Annotated in this window: 17 protein-coding genes and 1 pseudogene; 3 read left to right on the top strand and 15 right to left on the bottom strand. The window is 41.2% G+C overall.

From position 1 onward, the window contains the following. Positions 1-58: 58 nt before the first annotated feature. Together EL076_RS02775 and EL076_RS02770 are read right to left on the bottom strand one after the other, a co-directional pair. A complete protein-coding gene (locus EL076_RS02775) occupies positions 59-1264 on the bottom strand; it encodes a CD20-like domain-containing protein (RefSeq protein WP_126429142.1) in 1206 nt (401 codons plus the stop codon). Positions 1265-2085: 821 nt separating this feature from the next. Further along, positions 2086-3339: a hypothetical protein gene (locus EL076_RS02770; protein WP_126429140.1), complete on the bottom strand. Its 1254-nt coding sequence runs from the start codon at positions 3337-3339 to the stop codon at positions 2086-2088. A 286-nt stretch (positions 3340-3625) separates the two neighbouring features. Between EL076_RS02770 and EL076_RS02765 the strand changes: the two genes are divergently transcribed. Then, positions 3626-4384 carry a peptidylprolyl isomerase gene (locus tag EL076_RS02765; RefSeq protein WP_126429138.1) on the top strand — a complete coding sequence of 253 codons (759 nt, stop codon included), beginning with the start codon at positions 3626-3628 and terminating at the stop codon, positions 4382-4384. 29 nt (positions 4385-4413) lie between these two features. Here the strand turns inward: EL076_RS02765 and EL076_RS02760 are convergent. Continuing rightward, a pseudogene (locus tag EL076_RS02760) lies at positions 4414-6315 on the bottom strand (beta-glucoside-specific PTS transporter subunit IIABC). Between the two features lie 308 nt (positions 6316-6623). On the opposite strand from EL076_RS02760, the gene EL076_RS02755 reads away from it, so the two are divergent. Continuing rightward, positions 6624-7259, top strand: coding sequence for a nucleotidyltransferase (locus EL076_RS02755; protein ID WP_126429136.1), 636 nt, complete (start codon positions 6624-6626; stop codon positions 7257-7259). 72 nt (positions 7260-7331) lie between these two features. Here EL076_RS02755 and EL076_RS02750 read toward each other — a convergent pair whose 3' ends face one another. The 8 genes from EL076_RS02750 to EL076_RS02715 all read right to left on the bottom strand — a co-directional run bounded on the left by EL076_RS02750 (position 7332) and on the right by EL076_RS02715 (position 17214). Next, a complete protein-coding gene (locus EL076_RS02750; protein ID WP_003095398.1) occupies positions 7332-8723 on the bottom strand; it encodes an amino acid permease in 1392 nt (463 codons plus the stop codon). A gap of 168 nt (positions 8724-8891) precedes the next feature. After that, positions 8892-9149 (bottom strand): DUF896 family protein, encoded by a 258-nt coding sequence (locus EL076_RS02745; RefSeq protein ID WP_048788298.1) that lies wholly within the window; start codon positions 9147-9149, stop codon positions 8892-8894. Positions 9150-9160: 11 nt separating this feature from the next. Then, complete coding sequence (gene glyS / locus EL076_RS02740; RefSeq protein ID WP_126429134.1) at positions 9161-11197, bottom strand: glycine--tRNA ligase subunit beta; 2037 nt, start codon at positions 11195-11197, stop codon at positions 9161-9163. A 205-nt stretch (positions 11198-11402) separates the two neighbouring features. Beyond that, positions 11403-12320, bottom strand: coding sequence for a glycine--tRNA ligase subunit alpha (gene glyQ, locus EL076_RS02735; protein ID WP_064519471.1), 918 nt, complete (start codon positions 12318-12320; stop codon positions 11403-11405). 35 nt (positions 12321-12355) lie between these two features. Further along, positions 12356-12727, bottom strand: coding sequence for a GFA family protein (locus tag EL076_RS02730; RefSeq protein WP_003097717.1), 372 nt, complete (start codon positions 12725-12727; stop codon positions 12356-12358). Between the two features lie 272 nt (positions 12728-12999). Continuing rightward, a complete protein-coding gene (locus EL076_RS02725; protein WP_064519472.1) occupies positions 13000-14244 on the bottom strand; it encodes a YkvI family membrane protein in 1245 nt (414 codons plus the stop codon). A 105-nt stretch (positions 14245-14349) separates the two neighbouring features. Beyond that, positions 14350-15498 (bottom strand): N-acetylglucosamine-6-phosphate deacetylase, encoded by a 1149-nt coding sequence (nagA, locus tag EL076_RS02720; protein WP_048788301.1) that lies wholly within the window; start codon positions 15496-15498, stop codon positions 14350-14352. An 84-nt stretch (positions 15499-15582) separates the two neighbouring features. Further along, positions 15583-17214 (bottom strand): Na/Pi cotransporter family protein, encoded by a 1632-nt coding sequence (locus EL076_RS02715; protein WP_126429132.1) that lies wholly within the window; start codon positions 17212-17214, stop codon positions 15583-15585. 386 nt (positions 17215-17600) lie between these two features. Between EL076_RS02715 and EL076_RS02710 the strand changes: the two genes are divergently transcribed. Continuing rightward, positions 17601-18110 (top strand): YgjV family protein, encoded by a 510-nt coding sequence (locus EL076_RS02710; protein ID WP_126429130.1) that lies wholly within the window; start codon positions 17601-17603, stop codon positions 18108-18110. Between the two features lie 17 nt (positions 18111-18127). Here EL076_RS02710 and EL076_RS02705 read toward each other — a convergent pair whose 3' ends face one another. The 4 genes from EL076_RS02705 to EL076_RS02690 all read right to left on the bottom strand — a co-directional run bounded on the left by EL076_RS02705 (position 18128) and on the right by EL076_RS02690 (position 21304). After that, positions 18128-18949 (bottom strand): Cof-type HAD-IIB family hydrolase, encoded by an 822-nt coding sequence (locus tag EL076_RS02705; RefSeq protein ID WP_126429128.1) that lies wholly within the window; start codon positions 18947-18949, stop codon positions 18128-18130. A 21-nt stretch (positions 18950-18970) separates the two neighbouring features. Further along, positions 18971-19627, bottom strand: a complete 657-nt coding sequence (locus tag EL076_RS02700; RefSeq protein WP_126429126.1) for a glycoside hydrolase family 73 protein — start codon at positions 19625-19627, stop codon at positions 18971-18973. Positions 19628-19716: 89 nt separating this feature from the next. Next, the gene (locus EL076_RS02695) at positions 19717-20058 is read right to left on the bottom strand and encodes a P-II family nitrogen regulator (RefSeq protein WP_002886165.1); all 342 of its coding nucleotides are present in this window, start codon (positions 20056-20058) and stop codon (positions 19717-19719) included. 10 nt (positions 20059-20068) lie between these two features. Continuing rightward, positions 20069-21304: an ammonium transporter gene (locus tag EL076_RS02690; protein ID WP_126429124.1), complete on the bottom strand. Its 1236-nt coding sequence runs from the start codon at positions 21302-21304 to the stop codon at positions 20069-20071. Between the last annotated feature and the right edge of the window lie 25 nt (positions 21305-21329).

Below are 21329 nucleotides of genomic sequence, written 5' to 3'. Positions count from 1 at the left end.
CTTTTGTTGATAGTAAAAAGCCCAGGCAACCCTGAGCTTGAATTACTAAAAAATAGTCTTATTCGTCTGATTTGTCTGTCAAGAAGTACTCGTTTTCACGTTTATCATAGTCAAACGTTAAGTGAACCGTCTTAAGTTTACCACTGTCTGGACTATAATCGTAGAAGCTAAGCGATACTTTTTGTGTGAGGTCTCCCTCATCAGTCTGAGTCAGCTCATGCGTACTAAAGCTGGCCTCAGAGTGGTTTGAGACAACATCTGAAAGACGTGTTCCCTTAAGCAAGTCTGCTTGCGTACCCACCGTTAGCTTATCATAATCCTCTTTTGTCCAGTTGCTTTGATAGTCACTAACTTCCTTAACTTTATCATAGCCAAAATCTGCGGAAGCATGCTCTAGGATGTAAGTACCATCTTTAGACTTAAAGGTCAAATGGACAAAGTTGTCACTACCTGTTCCCTCTTTTGAATAAGTAAGATCTAGTGTCAGTGTCTCACCCTCATTACGCCACTCGGCATCCGTAGCCTTACCGTGAGCATCTAGGACCTCATCCAAAGTCAAAGAGTCAACCTTCAACTCCTTAAACTGGTCCTCTGTCCAGTCAAATTGATAATCTTTATCAATGTATTTATTTGCTCTGTAACGAAGATCAGCCTCAAACTGATCGGCATGGTTCATGACATATTTCACCGCTTGATAACCTGCTCCAGCAAGCGAAGTCATGAAGAAGATAATTGACATGACTAGGGCAATAATAGATAGTGCCTTGCGTGTCGATTTCAGACTCAAAACCAAAGTCACAATCGCCAAAATGATAAGGAAGAAAGCAAGGAAGGTAAAGACAAAACCGATAGGAAGTGTCCAAGACAAAATGACAAATAGAATCCCCAAAACTAGAATAATGATTGGCAAAGCAATATTAACAAAAGCATTGTTCTTGGTTACTTTTGGCTTGTAATAAGGGTTTTCCAAAGGTATCTGACTTGTCTTTGGAGTTTCTTTTTCTTGCTCTTTCTCCAGATTCAACGCAGGCATTTGCTTAGGAGCTTCGTCTGATTGCGTATCTGCTACTGAGTCCGCCGACACCTCTTCAGTAGCTTCAGAACTACCCACACGCTGAGCTTCAACCTGTTCAGACACCTGGTCAGTTGGTACCTCAGAAGCGATGACAAAGCCTTCTTTCTTAGCCTCCATAAACTCCTCAGGACTTGGTTTACGACCATTGACGTCCTCAAAGTGACGCACCCATTCTTCTTTAGTTGCCATAGCTGACTCCTTTATCTCTTTTTCTTTATTTTATCATACTTTAATCTGGTCTTATGAAAATAAAGTCGGATAAAGTGATATTTTTTAAAACTGCTTGAGACGCTTAAGTGACAACCTATCTCGTGAAAATTGACGAAAGACGAAAAACTGCACCCAAAAGTTAGATTTTTCTGTCTAACTGTTTGTGGTGCAGGTCAAATAATGGATTATTTATTCCTCAGCAATGCCTTTATATGACTCGTTTGTATTACTACGGAATTCCATATTTACCTCACAATCACCCTCATATAAATATAGATAAGCACCTAAGTTTTTAAGATTTTCTAAAAGAGTATCCATTTTTATTAAATCCTCTAAATCTAAATAATCATATCCTAATAAAACTTTTCCCTTTTGAATCCTATTCTTTTATTTCACCAATTGGTAGACTAATAAAGCTTCTTACCAATTTACAAGCTTCAAAAATATTATTTGACATTTTTACTTTTGAATAGATTACTGACACAACTTCATCCTTTAAAAATCTTGCACATATATACAGTCTGGTGTTAGTAAGACTAGTTTTTTATATTTATAGTTAAGCAACTAATCCTTCTTGATTCCGAAACTAAGCTTACAAAATCTATAAAGGCTATAAGAAATTACAATAATTAAAGCGTACTTTTTTAAAGTCTATATTTACATAAACTTTTATACTACGACATTAACTTCTGTCTGTAAAGATAGTGAGTAAGACTACCATGTAAAAGTAGGTGCAAAATTTCAATAACTTTCTCCTTTTATCACGAAAAAACAGGAAGTTTTCCCCTCCTGTTCCTTATTTAGTCATCTCCCAAACCTGATTTATAAGCTAGGTAGAAGGTATCTTCACCTTCTTTGGTATCAAATGACAAGTAAACGCTCTTAAGTTTTCCTTCTTCTGCATCAAAGTCACTATAAGAGAGAGTCATTTCTTTCTTGAACTCACCTTCACGAGATGTTGAGATAGTGTAATCAGCGTTTGAAGCTTTAGGGTGATCTTTAATGACATCCTTTAGTTTCGTACCATTAGATGGGTCACTATAGTCTCCTTCAGCAAGTGCCTCGTACTGCTCTTTCGTCCAGTCAGACTTGTAAGAGTTGTCAACTTCTACCTTATCTTGAGGGAAGCTACCTGAAGCATATGACAAGATAAAAGTACCATCATATTGTTTCTTAAAGTTTAGGTAGACACTTTCGACATAGTCTTTACCAGAGTATGTCAACTTCAACTCGTCACCTGACATCTCGGCATTTGACGCCTTGCCGTATGTCTTAATGATTGATTTAACAGAGTCTTTACCTGCTTTCAACTTTTTGAACTTAGATTCATTCCAGTCAAATTTAGCATTTTTGTCAATATAATCGTTGACGTCAGTGCTGTCACCTTTTGAGTCAGATTTTGAATCGCTGTCATCATCTTTATCAGCAACTTTTGATGCCTTGCTTGAGCTTGTACTATCACTATAGTTTTGAGACATTTGAAAAATAAAACCACCGATAGACACAAAGAGCATAAGAGCAGCAACACCTGTTGCGATGATCGAGAGCAATTTCTTGCTTGATTTAAGGCTGAAGATAAGTGAAACCACTGCTACAGCAGCTACAAGCACTGTCAAAATAATGAAGAGCCAAGCAGGACTGACAATCCATGCCAAGATGGCAAAGATTACTGCAAGAGTAATCGTAACGATTGGCAAGATAAGGTTGAAGAGAAGTTTATCCGCTGAGCTATCTACGGGGTTAGGTACAGTTCCAAATCCTTTAGCTGTAGGGATAGATGCTTTTTCAAACATGCTTGAATCAAATTGTGGTGTCGGTTGTTGAGCAGGTGCTTCTGAGAAGGCTGCATCTCCAAATGGTGATTCACTGCTTGCTTGTTCTGCTGGCACTTCTTCAGCGACAGGTTCATTAGCTGCTTCTTGCACAGATGCTACTTGAGCAATCAAAGTGCTAGTATCAAAGTCAGCTGCTTTAGCGTCCAAAAATTCTTGGGGGCTAGGTTTACGCTCATGTACCGACTCAAAGAGTTCAGCCCATTCTGCTTTAGTTGACATAAAAATCTCCTTTTATCAAGAAATCTAAACAAGAAACCCCTTCAAATTAGTGAAGTTTTCTATAGTTAGGATTTAGACACCTATCTGTGATCAAGGTAAGTGCAAATGTTCCTTAAAAAGTCTGACATCACTTTACACCTTGAGGCGAACTTTCCCTATATCTAGTCCCATGTTCAATTTCTTGTAGATAATTCCATTCTACCATAATTAAAGACCTCCGTTAACTGTTTCCCAAGAGTTTTTTTTCTGCTACAATAGTAGTTATAATGCACCAAAGGAGTTATATATGAAAAATATTAAAAAGTACATTCCATTAATTATTGTACTTGTTATCGCTGGACTAGGATTTGTCTACCGTGAGAATATTTCTCGTGCTGTTCGTGGAGATGCTTACGTGGATAACAAGATATTCACTAAACAATTAGAAAAGGCTCAAAAGTCCGGAAAAGAGGCTTTTCCACAGTTAACAGACAAGGTCAGCAAGAACGAAGCTGAAGTTACCCTCCATACTTCAAAAGGTGATATCACTATTAAACTCTTCCCTACACTTGCTCCAAAGGCTTCTGAAAACTTCTTGAAGCATGCCAAGGACAAATACTATGATGGGCTTACCTTCCACCGTGTTATCAAGGACTTCATGATTCAAAGTGGTGACCCTAAGGGAGACGGTACCGGTGGAGAATCTATCTGGAAGAAAGGTTTCGCTGTTGAACCTACACCATTCCTCTACAACATCCGTGGCGCACTTGCTATGGCTAATACCGGTGCTAAAAATTCAAACGGCAGCCAATTCTTCATCGTTCAAAACAAGGATGACCAAAGTAAGCAACTAGGAAACGCAGGCTATCCAAAACCTATCATTGACGCCTACAAAAAAGGAGGTTACCCTGCTGGTGATACGAAATATACTGTCTTTGGACAAGTCATCAAAGGCATGGATGTCGTTGATACTATTGCTAACCTTGAAGTTGATAACAATAGCAAACCAAAAGAAAATGTAATAGTTAATTCAGTAGAAGTCGTTAAAGACTACAAATTCAAATAAATCCGAGAATCAGCTTCTCGGATTTATTTTTATTTAACAGCAGTAAAGAGATAATCACCAGTGTTAACGCGGGCTTCTTTAGTAGTTAAGACATCATCGAAGTCAGCAGTGTTTGTCACAATGACCGGTGTGATGACTGGTAATTTAGCGTCTCGGATAGTTGCTAGGTCAAATTCTATAAGTTTTTGACCCGCTTCTACGACATCCCCTTCTTCTACATAGGTCTTGAAACCTTTACCGGCAAGTGAAACAGTATCCATACCAATATGAATGAGAAGCTCTGCACCATTTTCAGTTGTCAAACCAATCGCATGACCAGTAGGGAAGACTAAATTAACCGTTGCCTTAGCTGGTGCGACAACCACCCCATCAGTTGGGTCAATAGCGATTCCTTTACCCATAGCTCCTGAGGCAAAGACTTGGTCAGGGACTTGGTCAAGTGGTACGACATTCCCGATGAGTGGGCTAGCAATGATTTCTTGTTGAATTTCTTTAGGAGTAGGTGCAGCCTCCTCAGCTTTTTCTTCACCCTTAGCTGCTCCACCACCGTATAGATTTGGTACTCGTACAAAGAGTTGGATGAGGAAGGCAAGAACACCACTACAATGGCAATAATAATGGCAAAGATAACTTTAGAAAGGTTACCGTCAGGCCCAATAAGGCTTTGGAAGACAAAGACACCCAGACCACCTATTGAATACGTCTTAATATCTAGGGCCATCATGGCAGCCCCCATAAGTCCTGAAACACCACATGAAATGTAGAATGGCGTTTTCATTGGAAGGGTTACCCCCATAGATAGCAGGTTCTGTAACCCCAAAAATAGATGAAATGAAGGCTGGCATAGAGATGGTACGGACTTTTTCTTCTTTCATTTTAAGCATGATAGCTCCCAACACACCTGTCTGCGTGAAACATGGAAGAATAGCTGCCGAAAGAATAATAGAACTTCCGTTTGTTGCCACATCTAGAATAGCAAGGGGAACAAGCGCCCAGTGCATTCCGAACATAACCAAGACTTGCCACAAAACACCAAGTACAAGACCAAAGACAATCGGACTAAAGTTCATGATTGCTTGGAAAAGCTTTGTCAATCCATTAGAGAAAGTATTGGCAACTGGTCCGACCACCAAGAATGTTAATGGGACAGTAATGAGTAATGTAAAGAAGGGTACTACGAAGACTTTAATGACATCTGGAGTAATCTTGGTAAAGAATTTTTGAATGTATGAAGCCACCCAAACGGCCAAGATAGAAGGCATTACAGTTGAGAGGTAACCTCCTGCAGGAAGTGCAAAAGGAATAACTCCTAGAACATGTCCTTGACCAGCCTTTTGAAGAGCAGTCACTAGTGTAGTAATATCAGGGTAAACAAGTGCTCCTGCAATCGCAATAGCTGTAAACTCATTAACCTTGAAACGACGGGCAGATGTTAATGCAATCAAGATTGGCAAAAACTGGAAGAAACCATCTCCTGCTGCATTCAAGATGACATAAATAAGACTTGTTGCAGTTGACAAGCCACATGCTGCCATGATAGCAACTACACCCTTGATAATCCCGGCCGCAGCCAATGGACCAAGGAAAGGTTGGAAAATACTTGAAACCAAAGATACAAAGCGGTCAAAAAGATTCCCTTTAGGCGCATCACCTTCATCAATATCAAGACTACCACCTGCTGGAAGACCACCAACTTGGAGAACCTCCGCATAAACATCAGGCACATGGTTACCAATCACCACCTGATATTGTCCACCTGCTTTAACAATAGTAACAACTCCGTCACGGTTCTTAAGGTAGTCATCATCTGCTTTAGATTCATCTTTCAAATCAAAGCGTAAACGTGTCACACAGTGTTTCAAGCCATTGACATTTTCCTTGCCACCAACGTGTTTGAGAATGTCCTCAGCTAATTCAGTATATTTAGCCATAAGGGCTCCTTTCTTGTCTAGGATCCTAGTTTTCTTTGAGGCTTTTTTAACGAAAAAAACCTAAATAAATACCAAGAACCAATTGAGATGAGTATACACTACTCCCATTAGTTTTTCGTATTTATCTAGGTTTTGCCTGCTGACCAGTAACAATCCTTTTGCTATGGTTATATAATATCAGAGTTCAAATATTTTTTGCAAACCCTTACAAAAATATTTTTTTGTTTTTGAAGGTATAATCTTGACCAAGATTATAAGTCATGATAAACTATTGTTAGTTTATAAACTAACAGAAAGAGAGTTACACGATGAAGACAAGAGCAATTATTGAATTTAAAGACACATACGCTAGCATGGAATGCCACGAGCTTGGTTACCAAACCAAGGAAACTGCCTTGGCTATTATTTCTCCCACTGGACATATTCTATCAAGTACACCGCTTTTCAGAAAGGCATATGGTTCAAACACTGCTCACATCGACCAGCTTCCTTTCAATATGGATGATCTCAGTATCACAGCAAGAGGTCTCAGTAAAAAAGCTAAAGCCAACTTGGAAGATTGGATTGCCCATACTATCATTCTTCCAATGAACTATGATAAGTACTTTACTAAGCATCAAGAACTTTTGCACCTCCTAGCAGAGTCGCCTATCGTCGAGTCTGTCCAAGCTTTAACTTATAAGACAGTTAAGATTCATTTTTCCGAAGCCCTCAATGATGAACATATTCGTCAACTGCAAGGTTTTATTCTCGCTCAAGCAGGCATCTATAGCTATATTGGGACATCTACAGTCTCAGACCGAAATGCCCACCAGGCTCTTGAATGGGCTAAACTTGATGTTAATGGCCGTTCGCACAACGATCACAAGCCCGCTATTTTCCATCGTAGTAAGGACCTCTTAAGCGGTTTCTTTCACCATGGAAGCCAAGAAAGTATTGCATAACTAATAACTGGGACACCTTGTGTCCTTTTTTTTGGCAACTAAAAAACCCACCATAAGGTGAGCTAAATCGATTTATTTACTGTGTTTCCAGTTACTGTAGATACTAAACACTACAATCCAGATGGTTGCTCCGATAGCTCCGACAACTGTTGACTTTTGCAAGAAGAGACAAACAAAGACGAAGATGAAGAAAAGGATAGTCAATGGATTAAGAATCTTATAGGCTGGCATAAGGAAGCCATCTGCCATAAACTCTTGAGACTTACGGTACTTGAGATGAGCAAGCATGGTCAAAATATAGATGGCAATGTAGACACCTGATGATGATGCCGTAATCAAAGCGAAGGCATCAGATACACCAGGTAAGACGTTGATGAAGGCTGAAACACATACTACAATGGCTGAAACAATGATGGCACGTGAAGGAATACCATTACGTGACAAAGTATCTAGCTTCAAAGCTTTCATGACTTTACTATTTGGTGTCTCCTTAGCAATTTGGAAAAGGTGACGACCTGTAGAATAAAGCGTTGAGTTCAATGATGAAGCCGCTGCTGTCAAAACAACAAAGTTAATGAAAGCCGCTGCCCACTTGATACCAGCCATTTGGAAGACTGTTACGAAGGGTGATTCATTAACTGGAAGTTTTTGCCATGGGAAGATAGCCATGAGGGCAATGAGGGCACCCACATAGAAAATGACAATACGAATCGGAATCTCCTTGATTGCCTTTGGCAACACCTTACGTGGATTTGCTGTCTCAGATGTTGTAATCCCTACAAATTCGATGGCTTGGTAGGCAAAGAAGACCATTTGGAAGGTCATGACAAAGCTCACCCAACCTTTAGGGAACATCTGGAAACCTTGTGTGATATTGGTAAGACTAGCATGTCCAGCTGGCGTTTCAAAGTTAGTTGCTACCATAAATATCCCTGTAGCTATCAAGGCAAGAATGGTGACAATCTTGATCATCCCAAACCAAAACTCAACTTCCCCGAAAATCTTAACTGCAATTAGGTTAACCGAACTCAGGATAATCAAGAAGACAATCTGAATCTGCCAGGCAGGCCAACTCGGGAACCAATATTGCACATAGGTCGATACAGCCGTAATTTCTGCCATCCCAAGGAATATCAGTGATACCCAGTAGGACCAACCCGAGAAGAATCCCCAGCCCTTACCAAGGTATTTGGTAATAAAGTTGATAAAGGTGTGCTGGTCAGGATCCATATAGAGCATCTCACCGATCGCTCGCATCATAAGATACATGAAGATACCAGTTAGTATATATACTAAGATGATTGAAGGTCCTGTTAGGGATAGGGAACGCCCCGCCCCAAGGAAGAGACCTGTACCGATTGTACCAGCGATGGCAATCAGCTGGACGTGACGGTTTTGAAGACCACGCACCATCCCATTCTCAGTCTGGTTTTCGTCGTCTTTATGATGTTGCTTTTGCGACATTTTTTTCACTCCAATTCTATTTAGCACGACTCATTGAATCATGCCATTTTTTAACATAACTTATATTTTACCATTTTTGAAATAATTGGTCAATTTTATACAGAATATTCAGAATTTTATACTTCACAACAAGGGCTTGGAAAAATTCCAAACCCTTGTACATCGTTATTATGATTCAGGATCATCAAGGCTACGACCATGCAAACCTTTTTCACGTTGTATTTGACGTAGTTTTTCAGGTGTCACATCGTTACCCTCTTCGTCAACCACTTTAATCCCTTCGATATGGTGACGAACTGAGCGACGATAGCCCTCAATGTATTCTTCACGAAGTTTTGCTTGTTCCACTGCTTCTTCTGGAGTCAAACCTTCTGTTTTTTTCTTTTTTGCAAGCTCATTGATTCGAGCAATTTTTTTAGAATCCATTCCTCTTACCTCTATTTTGTATTCAATTGGTTAAAGGCTGCAACAGCTTTGGCTTTAGCCACAAGACCCAAAAGAAGGGCCAAACGGTTATTTTTAACAGCTTCATCCTCTGCCATTACCATCGTGTTGTCAAAGAAAGCATCAATGACTGGGCTAAGAGCAAAGAGCTGAGACAATTTATCACCAGCTGAACCTGTCAATTCAAGCTCTTCAATTGCTTTAGAAAGGGCTTTTTCTTGATCATTTTCAAAGAGACTGGCATCGACTGCTACTGAAGCATCTGCTTTTTCTGCCAAGTTGAAGGCACGTGAGAGTGATTCAACAGCTGCCTTATAACCATCAGCCTTAGCAGCTGCTGAGAGGGCGTCAGCTACTTCAAGCATATCCGCAACCACGAAGTTTGAACCAGCAAGAACGGCTTCTTTGATATCTTTTGATGTACGTCCCATCATCTTGTCCACACGTGCCTTGATGAAGTTGATAACTTCTGCTTGATTGTCATAAGAAAGACTATCAAATGAAAGGGCGTAAAGGCTGTCGATCAACTCATCCATAGGGATGTGCCAACCAAAAGCATCCAAGATACGAACAATCCCTTGCGTTGCACGACGAAGCGCATAAGGGTCATTAGAACCTGATGGAATCAAGCCAACTGAGAAGAAGGAAAGGAGGGTATCCAATTTATCTGCAAGCGCAAGGATGGCACCAACCTTAGTCTCTGGAAGAGCTCCGTCTGCTGAATCAGGAAGGTAGTGCTCACGGATAGCTGTCGCAACCGCAGCATCCTCACCAGCAAGGAGGGCGTATTTTTCACCCATGATTCCTTGCAATTCATCGAACTCTCCGACCATACCAGTCAAGAGGTCAAATTTGTAGATTTCAGCTGCACGCGCTACGGCTGCCGTTTCTTCGGCAGTCAAACCAGCTTGCTCAGCCAAGGAAGCCGCAATGACACCAGCACGGGCCATGTGTTCTGAGAGAGAACCGATTTTTTCATGGAAAGTCACGTTAGCCAATTTAGCAACGAGATCTTCAATCTTGAGTTTTTGGTCTTCACGCCAGAAGAATTCACCATCTTCAAGACGGGCCACCAAGACTTTTTCATTTCCTCGGATAACATTTTCCAAATGCTCAGCGTTACCATTACGGACTGAGATGAAGTTTGGTTTAAGCTTACCGTCAAGGTCACGTACAACAAAGTAACGTTGGTGCGTTTCCATTGATGTCACCAAGACTTCTTCTGGAACGTCCAAATACTTAGTGTCGAAACTTCCCATAAATGCTGTTGGGTATTCGACCAAGTTCAAGACTTCATTCAAAAGTCCTTCTTCGATTTGGACTTGAACACCTTGTTCTGATTCGATGGCTTTGATTTGCTCACGAATCATGTTTTCACGTTCTTTGCTATCCGCAATCACGTACACGGTACGAAGGTCTTCCTCATAAGAATCTGCATTGGTGATTTCCACTTCGTGCCCAAGGAAACGGTGACCACGGCTCACACGACCTGACTTGATATCCAAGAAATCAAGGTTAAGCGCTTCGTCGCCCAAAAGGACAACCAAAGTATGAACAGGGCGGATGTATTCAAAGGTGTTGTTAGCCCAGTGCATGCTAACAGGGAAAGTCAATGAAGAAAGCACTTCTGGAACGCCAGCCAAGACTTCTTTGGCAGGTTTTCCAGCTTCATGTTTCGTCACGTAGACATATTCTTCACCTTTAACTTCACGGAATTCGATATCATCAACGGTCAAGCCTTTTCCACGGACAAATCCTTGTGCCGCTTTTGAGAAGTTACCTTCTGCATCCAAGGCGATTTTCTTAGAAGGTCCTTTAAAATCTTCTGTCAAATCAGATTGTTGATCAGCCAATCCAATGACACGGACTGCCAAACGGCGCGGTGTTGAGAAAGTTTGAATGCTTTCGTATGAAAGACGATTGTTATCCAAGAAGGCTGCCATTTTCTCCCCGAGTTGTTTTTCACTTGGTGTGACAACGTAGGCTGGCAATTCTTCAAGTCCAAGTTCTACTAATAAGTTTTTTGTCATGTTTTTTCTCCGAAAAATATTTTTTTCCAGTTTGCCTTATGTGATTGTCACGCAAGCAACCGACTGCGTCGTTTCATTGCTAAAATTGGAGCCTATGTCTCCAATTTTGCCTGGTATCGTTAGTTTCTCTAACGATACCTTTATCACTGCGGCAACTGGTTCTGTAGGATTACTCTATTAGCCAATCCTTTTTAATACGCTCTGTTTATTCTTCCTCTTCTGCTAGGAGTTTTGCGCGTGTGGCTTCGTCGAGAAGTGGGTAGCCGAGTTTCTTACGTTCTGCGACGAAGGTTTTGGCTACGACACGGGCCAAGTTACGGATACGGGCAATATAACCGGCACGTTCTGTGACAGAAACAGCACCACGAGCATCTAGCAAGTTAAAAGTATGTGAACATTTCAATACGTAGTCGTAGGCTGGGTGAACAAGACCCAATTCCAAAGCACGTCCTGCTTCTTTTTCAAATTTTTCAAAGTTTTCAAGAAGCATATCTTGGTTAGAAACTTCAAAGCTGTATTTTGAATGTTCATATTCTGGTTGAAGGAAGATTTCTCCGTATTTAACGCCTGGAGCCCACTCAATATCGTAAACAGAATCTACTTCTTGGATGTAAGAAGCCAAACGTTCCAAACCGTAAGTGACCTCAGAAGTTACCGGACCAGTTGCCAATCCACCAACTTGTTGGAAATAGGTGAACTGAGTGATTTCCATACCGTCAAGCCAAACTTCCCAACCAAGACCAGCTGAACCAGTTGATGGGTTTTCCCAGTTATCTTCAACGAAACGGATATCGTGTTCCAAAGGATCGATACCCAATTTTTCCAATGACTCAAGGTAAAGCTCTTGGATATTTGATGGAGAAGGTTTCATAACCACTTGGAATTGGTGGTGTTGATAGAGACGATTTGGGTTTTCCCCGTAACGACCATCAGCTGGACGACGAGATGGCTCTACATAAGCCGCATTCCATGGTTCAGGCCCAATGGCACGAAGGAAGGTGTAAGGACTCATGGTTCCTGCACCCTTTTCATTATCATAAGCCTGCATGAGCATACAACCCTGGTCATTCCAGTATTGTTGCAAAGTAAGGATAATTTCCTGGAAAGTTAGTTTTTTAGACATTATTTACTCCTTTAATTTATATTATCTTTTTAGGTTTATTTATCAAGCAACCAAGAAAAAGCTGGATCCTGAAAAATATGACGTTTGGGAACAGTTTGTAAATTCTGATCGCATTCATCTATTGTACCTAATTTCAAAGCACAGACTTCTGGTATATTTTCTTGAACAGTGAAAATTTGACTATGACAGTTCTGGCAGTAATAACGCTGTTTTCCTGGAGAAGAACTATACGTAACAAGCTTTTCTTTTCCATGCAATACTAGATTTTTACTGCTAACTTTAGCATTAACTGTATAGGCAGACGCAGTTGCTTTCCGACAGAATGAACAGTGGCAAAAAACTAATTCGGATAATTCCTCATCTAGAGTGTAAGTCACTGCTTTACATAAACAAGATCCTTTAAGCATTGTACTCCTTTCTACTTAGGTATTAGACGAATTCAAAAAGAACCGAATTTCAACACCCAAGCCTTACGACTAGGGGCGTCAGAAACGCGGTTCCACCCTAATTTATTACTTCATTTTATCTGTTTGTCTTCAGCTCTTTGCTGAGAGAAAGCGCCACTTGCTTACTTTGCTCTACTTGGCTTTCACTATCCCAAGCTCGCTAGAAAAACGCCATAAGCCCTTCTTTCTTGTCAGTATTATAGCAGAAATAGAGAAACTTGTAAAATAAAATTCTAATCCTTCTCACTGATTCCCATTTCCTGACGAACATGCGCATGGGAGTCTTCATGGAGAATATCATTATCAAGAATTGAGGCTTCTCTAAGTTCTTCGGCCTTTTTCTTGTCCTGATGGGTTAAGTCTTGATTGGGATCATAAGCTTTCTCGACGATAGACAAGAGATGATTTCGAATTTCCTTTTCCTTACGAATTTTGGCTTTTTTGCGGTAGCTAGCCACAACTAGCACAACCAACATCAGCATTCCCAAATAACCGATAATAGGATACATAACCGCTACCAATTGACGGAAGCCCATGAAGGAAATAGCAAAACCAGCAAGGGCAAATACAGCCACAAAGAACTTGAATCGTTTATCACTACCCGCTGAGAAGCGTTTCCCAAGGGCATAGTAAAGACTAAAGACGGTATTGAAAATCAAGCCAAAAATCACTAAGGCGTAGAGTGTCGCAAAGATAGGGTTCACTTCCTTGGCAATGGCCAGCATAGGAACATCCAAGCTAGCAACTTTATCACTGTTAGCAAAGAGAATCAAGGTCGTGACGAAGAAAATCACACCAACCATAAATCCTCCCCAGGCTCCACTCTTTTCGGCTTCATTGATTTTGAGAATAGATCCACCCATTACAAAGGCCATGGCTATGGCTGACATGACACAAACGGCAAAATAGTTAACCACAGACATCCAAACGCTTGAGAAGGGTGATTGAATGGTTTGCGACACCTTATCCATCTCTGCAAAATCCCAGTGACGCCCTAGAACATTGGTCACGAATATCATAGCAATCATAACCAAAATCATGGGGGTAAAAACTCCAATAACACCGATGATTTTTTTGAAATCTAGGAAACTCACAAAGATAGTCAGAGCTGTACACAGGAAGGCACCTACCCAAATCGGAAAGCCGAACTGTTGGTTAAGGTTAGCCCCTGCACCAGCTGTCATCACAAAACCAAACAGGAAACAAGTGATAATCAAAGCGATATCCAAAATACGGTAAATCACAGGATGACTGATTTCTGCCAGGACTACTGAATGATCATCTGAACGGTAATAACTTCCCAGAGCAATCATGAGTCGCCCAAAGCCAACATGCAAAATTCCTAGAACTATAACACCTATCAGTCCCCAGGCTCCAAAACTAACAAAATACTGTAAGAGGTCCTGCCCTGAAGATACCCCTGCACCAATCATTACACCGACGTAGGCCAGGGCAATGCTCCAAATACGTTTTGACATATTACCTCCTATAAAACATAAAGTATTTCTATTTTACACTACTCTGACACCTTTGTAAAAATCAATTAAAAACAGCACCTTCATAAGAAAGTGCTACTTATACTCTTATTTTTCCCAACCTTTTCGTCCATCAATATAGGTTGCTTGCAAGTCCAAGGAGTCATCTAAGACGATAAAATCAGCTGGTAGACCTGCTTTTAGACTTCCACAAGTATTTTCAAGACCAACAGATTTAGCTGGAACATGACTCGCCATTTGTAAAGCTTGAGCAACCGTCACAAGTCCCCAATCAACGACGTGCTTGACACCATCTTTAAGTTGTAGGATAGAACCAGCCAGGTTACCACCTTCTTTGAGGCGGGCAGTACCATTTTCAACAATAACAGGAAGTTCGCCTAACATATAGTCGCCATCTGGACAACCTCCCGCTGACATACAGTCTGTAATAAGGGCAACTCCTTGAGGAGTCTTTTGCTTGATAAGAACCTTACAAGCTGCAGGAACCACATGATGACCATCTGCAATCAACTCACCAATCGTTTCTGGACTATCGAAGGCTGCTCCAACCATTCCAGGTTCACGATGCGTAAACCCACGCATACCGTTGTAGACGTGAACCCAAACAGATGCCCCAGCTTCCACAGCCGCTACAGCTTCCTCGTAAGTAGCATTGGAATGACCTAGAGCGATTGTCACACCTTGCCCAGTCGCTTCTTTGATAAATTCAACTACTCCCTCACGTTCAGGAGCCAAGGCCAGCTTGATTAATTTGCCTTGAGCCGCCTCTTGCCAGGCTTGCAACTGTTCTATACTTGGATTGCCCATATATTTAGGATTTTGCGCTCCCTTATAGGTCTCAGTGAAATAAGGTCCTTCAAAGAAGAGTCCCTGAATTTTAGCACCAGGCTCCTTACCAGCCGTCTCTGCTGTTGTCTGACAGATAGCTTTTAACTCTTCAAATGGTGCTGTCAATGCTGTCGGTAAGAAAGAAGTCACACCTGCTGAAAGCAAGGCTTGACTCATGCCAAGAAGACTTTCCTCAGAATTATCCATGACATCATAACCCGCAAATCCATGAATATGAGTATCTACAAGACCCGGAGCAATCTGATAATCACTGTAATCCAGTACTTCTGCACCTTCTGGTACCTTTTCCGACCAGTCACCGAAACGACCATCCACAACCGCTAGGTAACCCCCTTCCTTGATTTTATTCTCAAAGTAAAAACGTTTGGCTGAAATATAATAGGTCATAGGACCACCTCTCATCATTTTTCTATATTCTTAATACGCTTTCATTATATCAAAAAAGCCGAGAAATTTTCTCGACTTTCTCTATTAAATCACACCTTCTGTAACCTTTTCAACAAGGTTAATCGCATGGTCTGCGATACGTGTGTAATGTGAGAGGTAATCAACATAGTTGATACCTGCTTGCGCAGTACATTCACCATTGTTAAGACGTTTGGTATGTGTTTTACGCAATTGTTTTTCAAGTTTTTCCAATTCTTCATGACGAAGGATGACTTGACCTGCAAGCACCTTGTCATCATCCACAACAACACGAATACTATCGAGAACAATACGGTGCGTACGGTTATAAACATCCCCAAGCTCGGTCTTAGCAGTCTCAGAGAATTCAATCCCCTTATTATGAATATGTTGTGAAAGGTTGGCGCTTGCAACTGCCAGATCACCAATACGCTCCAAGTCACGAACAGAGTCAAGCACACTTGCCAACACTTCATTTTCAGAAACGCTTAGAGATTCATTAGAGATGTCAATCAAGTAGGTTGTCAACTCTTCGTCAATACTATTAACAGCTGTTTCATACTTCTCAACCTTGTCAAAGTATTTCTCATCACCTTTATCAAAGAAAGCGTATGAAGCCTCCAAAGATTGAATGGCATATGACGCTAAGTGAACCAACTCTTTCTTAGCATTACCAAGGGCAATGGCTGGCGCTTGTGTGATAAGCAAACGATCCAAGTAAAGCGCTTCGTACTTGTTAACTTCATCCTCACCAGGAATAATCTTAGTTACAAGATAAGCAAGAAGCCCAATGAATGGGAATTGCACGATAGTATTTGCAATATTGAAGGTACCATGGGCAAAGGCAATAGTCATCTCTGGTGTCAAACCAAGCATAGACTTAAACCATTGAATCAGAGCTGTGAATGGTACCAGAAGAACCAAACACAAGACCGTTCCAATAACGTTGAACAGTACGTGAGCCCCTGCCACACGTTTGGCCGCAATGTTGGAACCAAGGGCCGCAAGAACCGCTGTAATAGTTGTTCCGATATTGTCCCCAAAGAGGATTGGAAGAGCCCCTTGTAGGTCAAGCAAACCACCTGAATAAAGGCTCTGAAGAATACCAATGGTAGCTGCCGAAGACTGAATCAACATGGTCAAACCAGAACCAATGATAACTCCCATGATTGGGCGGTCACCTAAAGTTGCCAGGTAATCTTTAAAGGCTGCTACTGACTTCAAAGGTTCTACCGCATCTCCCATCAGGTTAAGGGCAAAGAAAATCCCCCCAACACCAAACAAGATACGTCCTAGGTTATTAAGCTTCTTATTACTCGTAAAGAAGAGAAACGCCGCCCCTAGGAAAATCACTGGAAGAGCATAATCACCAAGCTTGAAACCAATCATGAAGGAGGTTACGGTTGTCCCGATATTCGCCCCCATGACAATACCAATAGCCTGACGAAGACTCAAGAGCCCTGCCGAAACCAGACCTACGACAATAACGGTTACCCCTGAACTCGACTGAATCAAGGCCGTCATGACAATGCCAATCAGAACACCTAAAAATGGGTTACTGGTGTACTTATCGATGTAAAAGCGTAGTTTATCTCCGGCCGCTTGTTGAAGACCATCACCCATGTACTTAATACTAAATAGGAAAAGTCCCAAACCACCGAGGAAAGAAAACGCAATATCCTGCCAATTTACTGACACATTTTTGTCCTCATTATATAAAATTTTCGGTAAGACCGACTCTTCTATTGTATCTATTTATTAAGGAATAAACAAGACCTTTCCCTAAAATAATAGAAAGATCAGATACTCATATCAGAAAGCCATCAATGCCCGTCTCGAGTATGCTGCGTTTTTATCTGATACTTGTCACCAGATTTCAAGCAAAACCAGTCAGAAAAACATTACTAGCAGTGTTTGGAGATTTTCATAAATGGAACCCTAGCGTAGCAATACCATCATCCGTTGGGAGATGCTTTTTCTAGTTGTTCCTTCATCTTTTGTGACCTCAAAATAACGGATAGATATTATCGAAATAAATCCTTCTTTCTTGTGATATAATAAAGGAAAAAATTGGAAGTTGAATCATGATAATCTACCTTCTAGCACAAGTACTCTCAGTCATTGGAGCCCTCTGTGTTGCCATATCTTCTTTTGCAAAATCAAAAAATAAGATGCTCGCCTGGCAAATTACCGACTACATTTTCACTGCCACTGCTAACCTCTTATTGGGTGGCTATACCGGTGCCTTAACCATTAGTATTTCCATTATTAGGAATCGTTTGATGATCAAAAAGAAAATGACCAAGACTATCTTGACCATCCTCATCATTCTTCAAATCATCGTAGGATCTTATCTCAATCAACTTGGGGTTATTGGCTATTTGCCAATCATCTCTTCAGTCTCTTATAGTCTAGCAATTGTTATCACACGAAACCTCCAGTGGCTTCGCTGGGTCATTATTGAGAATATGTTACTCTGGCTAATTTACGATTTGACCATTAAGGCTTACCCCGCTGCCATCACAGATATCACCATTACACTAACTACTCTCATTGCCATTATCAGAAATCGAAAAACCTTTAGCAAACAATAAAGCTAAAGGTCTTTTTCTTATAGAGCCCAGGTACGAATGGCGTGTGCCACACCTGCCTCGTCATTTGTCAAAGTCACATACTTACACAAAGCCTTAATGTCGTCACTCGCATTACCCATGGCAACGCTTTGACCGACGAATTGAAGCATTTCAAGGTCATTAGCAGCATCTCCCAAAGCCATAATCTGTTCGGGATTGATACCCAACTTTTCAGCTAAATGCTTCAGTCCACTGGCCTTGGTTGCTCCTTGTGGCATAATTTCAAAGATATAATCTTGACTGCGAACTGTGCTATAGCTCTGATTAAGTCTATCTTGCACAGCATTTTGGAAGGCGTCCAAAGATTCAGAATCAGCCATATACATAGCCTGGAAAATCACTTGCCCTTCCTCAAAGATTTCTTCCAAACTCCTAGCTTTCGCTTCTGTAAAAACAGTCCCAGCATCATAAGCTACTAGCTCAGGTACCTCATTACCCACAACATAGTAAGTTTTTTCACCAGTAAAGGTTAGAGCCACCTCTCGGAAGTCTTCACAAGCCTGCAAGAGTTCTTCCATTTCAGGGCGAGATAAACTTTCAGATTGAAGCAAGGTCCAATTTTTAGTTTCATAAGTTGAACACCCATTGTTCATGATAATGTACTCTTCTTCACTAAGACCCAATTTTTCAAAATGGGGAACAATGCCTGAACGTGGGCGACCCGTACAAAGGACAATCTTAATACCTGCCGCAGCGGCTTCCTGAATAGTCTGAATATTTTCTACAGGTATCTCTTTTTGGCTATTTAAGAGTGTCCCGTCCATGTCAATTGCAATGAGTTTCACTTGGTTCTGGTTCATATTTTCTTATTCTCCTTGACCCTAATATGTGTCGTAAATAGTTAACTGATATTGTTCGATGATGCTGTTCAATTTATCCCCATAGGTTGTGTCAGTGGCATAAACGCCTGTTAGGGCTGCCGTCGCATCTTTATAACTCTTTGTCTTGGAACGGTGCACTCCTACATAGTAGCTTCCCTCAAGGAAGTCCACATAATCCTGTAAAGAATTTTCCACGGAACCATAGGAACGAAAGGCCGCATCAATATGGTAAGGATTTCCCTTACCATCATCCTCCCAGGTCGGTAGGGTTACACTTTGACCATTGTATTCTCCTTTAATTCCAAAGAAATTGTAAGATGGCTTCTGACTCAAACTTGATTGGCCAGAATCAGATTCTAGAATAGCCTGAGCTATCATGACAGATGCATAAAGATCATTTCTAGCTGCCAAATAGCGCGATGTCTCGCCAATCTCAGCAATAAAAGCAACCGTCGTCTCATCTGTAGGCGTCATATTTTTTTCCATAGTCAACCTTGGAAAATTTAAACTAGCTAGGAGGCCCAATAAGGCAAATAGACCCATAAAAATCAGACTCCACTTTTGGAAAAATTTAGGAAAAAGCAAGAAAGACTTCTTTTTCTTTTTAGTTTTCTTAGGTCTAGCTTTCGACTTAGTTTTCTTTTTTCCTTTCGCCAATCGGTCACCCCCTCAATCATACTAACTCCTCTAAGTATATCAAAATTCACTAAAAAAGACCCAAACCAACCGGTTTAAGCCTTCATATATTAAATGGCGTCTCCACCACGTTCACCCGTACGAATACGGATAACATCATCAATAGGAACAATAAAAATCTTCCCATCACCAACTTCTCCCGTCGCTACGGCGCTCCGAATGGCATCAACAACCTCGTCAACTGCCATATCCTTAACTACAATCTCAACCTTGACCTTAGCTAATAAGGTAGGAACAATGCGCTGTCCACGAACAAACTCTGCAAAGCCCCGTTGATTACCGTAACCCAGAACTTGACTTACAGTCATTCCCTTGGCTAAACCACTACCAGTCAAGGCATTTTTCAAATCTTCCAATTTATCCGAACGAATAATCGCTTCTACTTTTTTCATCTGTATTCTCCTACGAATCTAAGCCCATAAAGGTTGGATAGGCTGTTTCCTTGTGTTCACAGTCATCAAGACCAATAGCTTCATCACGGTCAGTGACACGTAAAGGCATATAATGAGCAATTACTTTAATAATACCATAGGTCACAAGAGCAGACCAAATAGCTGTAAAGATAATAGCCAAAATGGTCACAATAAACAGATGGGCCTTCCCATAAATCAAGCCAATATTGACCTTATCTAGGGCTAAATCTGGTGTCGTAAAAATCGCAGTAGCCAAACCACCAAAGATACCTCCAACGCCGTGGCAACCAAAAGCATCCAAAGCATCATCATAGGCAAAGCGTTTTTTTAAGACAGAGATAGCATAGAAACAAACCGGACTAACCATAGCTCCAATTAGAATGGCACTCCAGATGGAAACGAAACCGGCTCCAGGCGTGATGGCAACAAGCCCAGCTACTAAACCAGTCGAACCACCGACCAAAGATGGATGACCTGTCACATATTTTTCAAGAGCCAACCATGAAAACATGGCAGCTGCTGCAGAAACATGTGTGGTTACTAGCGCGTGAACTGCCAAGCCATTAGCAGCCAAGGCTGATCCTGCATTGAAACCAAACCAACCAAACCATAAGAGACCCGCTCCCAATAGGACAAAAGGAACATTATGAGGACGGTGTTCTAAAATGCCAAAATCACGACGTTTACCAACAACGATTGCCAGAACCAAGGCCGATACACCCGAGGTAATATGAACCACATCACCACCTGCGAAGTCAATTGTCCCCCACTTGGCAAGAATTCCGTCTCCCCATACCATATGTGCAAAAGGATAATAGACCAAAAATAACCAAAAGACTACGAAAATAGTTAAAGGAGTAAAGCGCATACGTTCTACTACTGAACCTGTCAAAATCGACACACAGATAATGGAAAACATCATCTGAAAAGCCGCAAATAAGAGATCAGGAATAGCTAGACCACGGCTTGAGTCCGTTTCAGACACACCATTTAAAAAAAGGTGACTGAAATTACCGAAGAAATTCCCATGACCGCCAAAAGAAAGCGAGTAGCCAGCAACAATCCACAAGAGAGAGGCTATAGCTAAGGGAAGAACAGACATCATCATGGTATTGATAACATTCTTACGACGCCCAAGCCCACCATAGAAGAAGGCCAAGGCCGGTGTCATCAAATAAACCATGGCTGAACAAATCAATATAAAGGCACTGCTACCTGTATCCATGAAACCACTCCAATGCGTAAAATAT

The sequence above is a fragment of the Streptococcus vestibularis genome, from assembly GCF_900636445.1.
Classification (GTDB): Bacteria; Bacillota; Bacilli; order Lactobacillales; family Streptococcaceae; genus Streptococcus; species Streptococcus vestibularis.
The sequence above is the reverse complement of the archived record's forward strand: the minus strand, read 5'-3'. Positions and strand labels throughout refer to the sequence as shown.

What these genes read in the sequence shown, in the direction of transcription:
- EL076_RS02725 (WP_064519472.1), bottom strand. Translation starts at nt 14,244, where the DNA reads ATGTCAAAACGTATTTGGAGCATTGCCCTGGCCTACGTCGGTGTAATG.
- EL076_RS02775 (WP_126429142.1), bottom strand. Translation starts at nt 1,264, where the DNA reads ATGGCAACTAAAGAAGAATGGGTGCGTCACTTTGAGGACGTCAATGGT.
- EL076_RS02710 (WP_126429130.1), top strand. Translation starts at nt 17,601, where the DNA reads ATGATAATCTACCTTCTAGCACAAGTACTCTCAGTCATTGGAGCCCTC.
- nagA (WP_048788301.1), bottom strand. Translation starts at nt 15,498, where the DNA reads ATGACCTATTATATTTCAGCCAAACGTTTTTACTTTGAGAATAAAATC.
- EL076_RS02690 (WP_126429124.1), bottom strand. Translation starts at nt 21,304, where the DNA reads ATGGATACAGGTAGCAGTGCCTTTATATTGATTTGTTCAGCCATGGTT.
- EL076_RS02755 (WP_126429136.1), top strand. Translation starts at nt 6,624, where the DNA reads ATGAAGACAAGAGCAATTATTGAATTTAAAGACACATACGCTAGCATG.
- EL076_RS02750 (WP_003095398.1), bottom strand. Translation starts at nt 8,723, where the DNA reads ATGTCGCAAAAGCAACATCATAAAGACGACGAAAACCAGACTGAGAAT.
- EL076_RS02765 (WP_126429138.1), top strand. Translation starts at nt 3,626, where the DNA reads ATGAAAAATATTAAAAAGTACATTCCATTAATTATTGTACTTGTTATC.
- EL076_RS02745 (WP_048788298.1), bottom strand. Translation starts at nt 9,149, where the DNA reads ATGGATTCTAAAAAAATTGCTCGAATCAATGAGCTTGCAAAAAAGAAA.
- EL076_RS02695 (WP_002886165.1), bottom strand. Translation starts at nt 20,058, where the DNA reads ATGAAAAAAGTAGAAGCGATTATTCGTTCGGATAAATTGGAAGATTTG.
- glyS (WP_126429134.1), bottom strand. Translation starts at nt 11,197, where the DNA reads ATGACAAAAAACTTATTAGTAGAACTTGGACTTGAAGAATTGCCAGCC.
- EL076_RS02705 (WP_126429128.1), bottom strand. Translation starts at nt 18,949, where the DNA reads ATGAACCAGAACCAAGTGAAACTCATTGCAATTGACATGGACGGGACA.
- EL076_RS02730 (WP_003097717.1), bottom strand. Translation starts at nt 12,727, where the DNA reads ATGCTTAAAGGATCTTGTTTATGTAAAGCAGTGACTTACACTCTAGAT.
- glyQ (WP_064519471.1), bottom strand. Translation starts at nt 12,320, where the DNA reads ATGTCTAAAAAACTAACTTTCCAGGAAATTATCCTTACTTTGCAACAA.
- EL076_RS02770 (WP_126429140.1), bottom strand. Translation starts at nt 3,339, where the DNA reads ATGTCAACTAAAGCAGAATGGGCTGAACTCTTTGAGTCGGTACATGAG.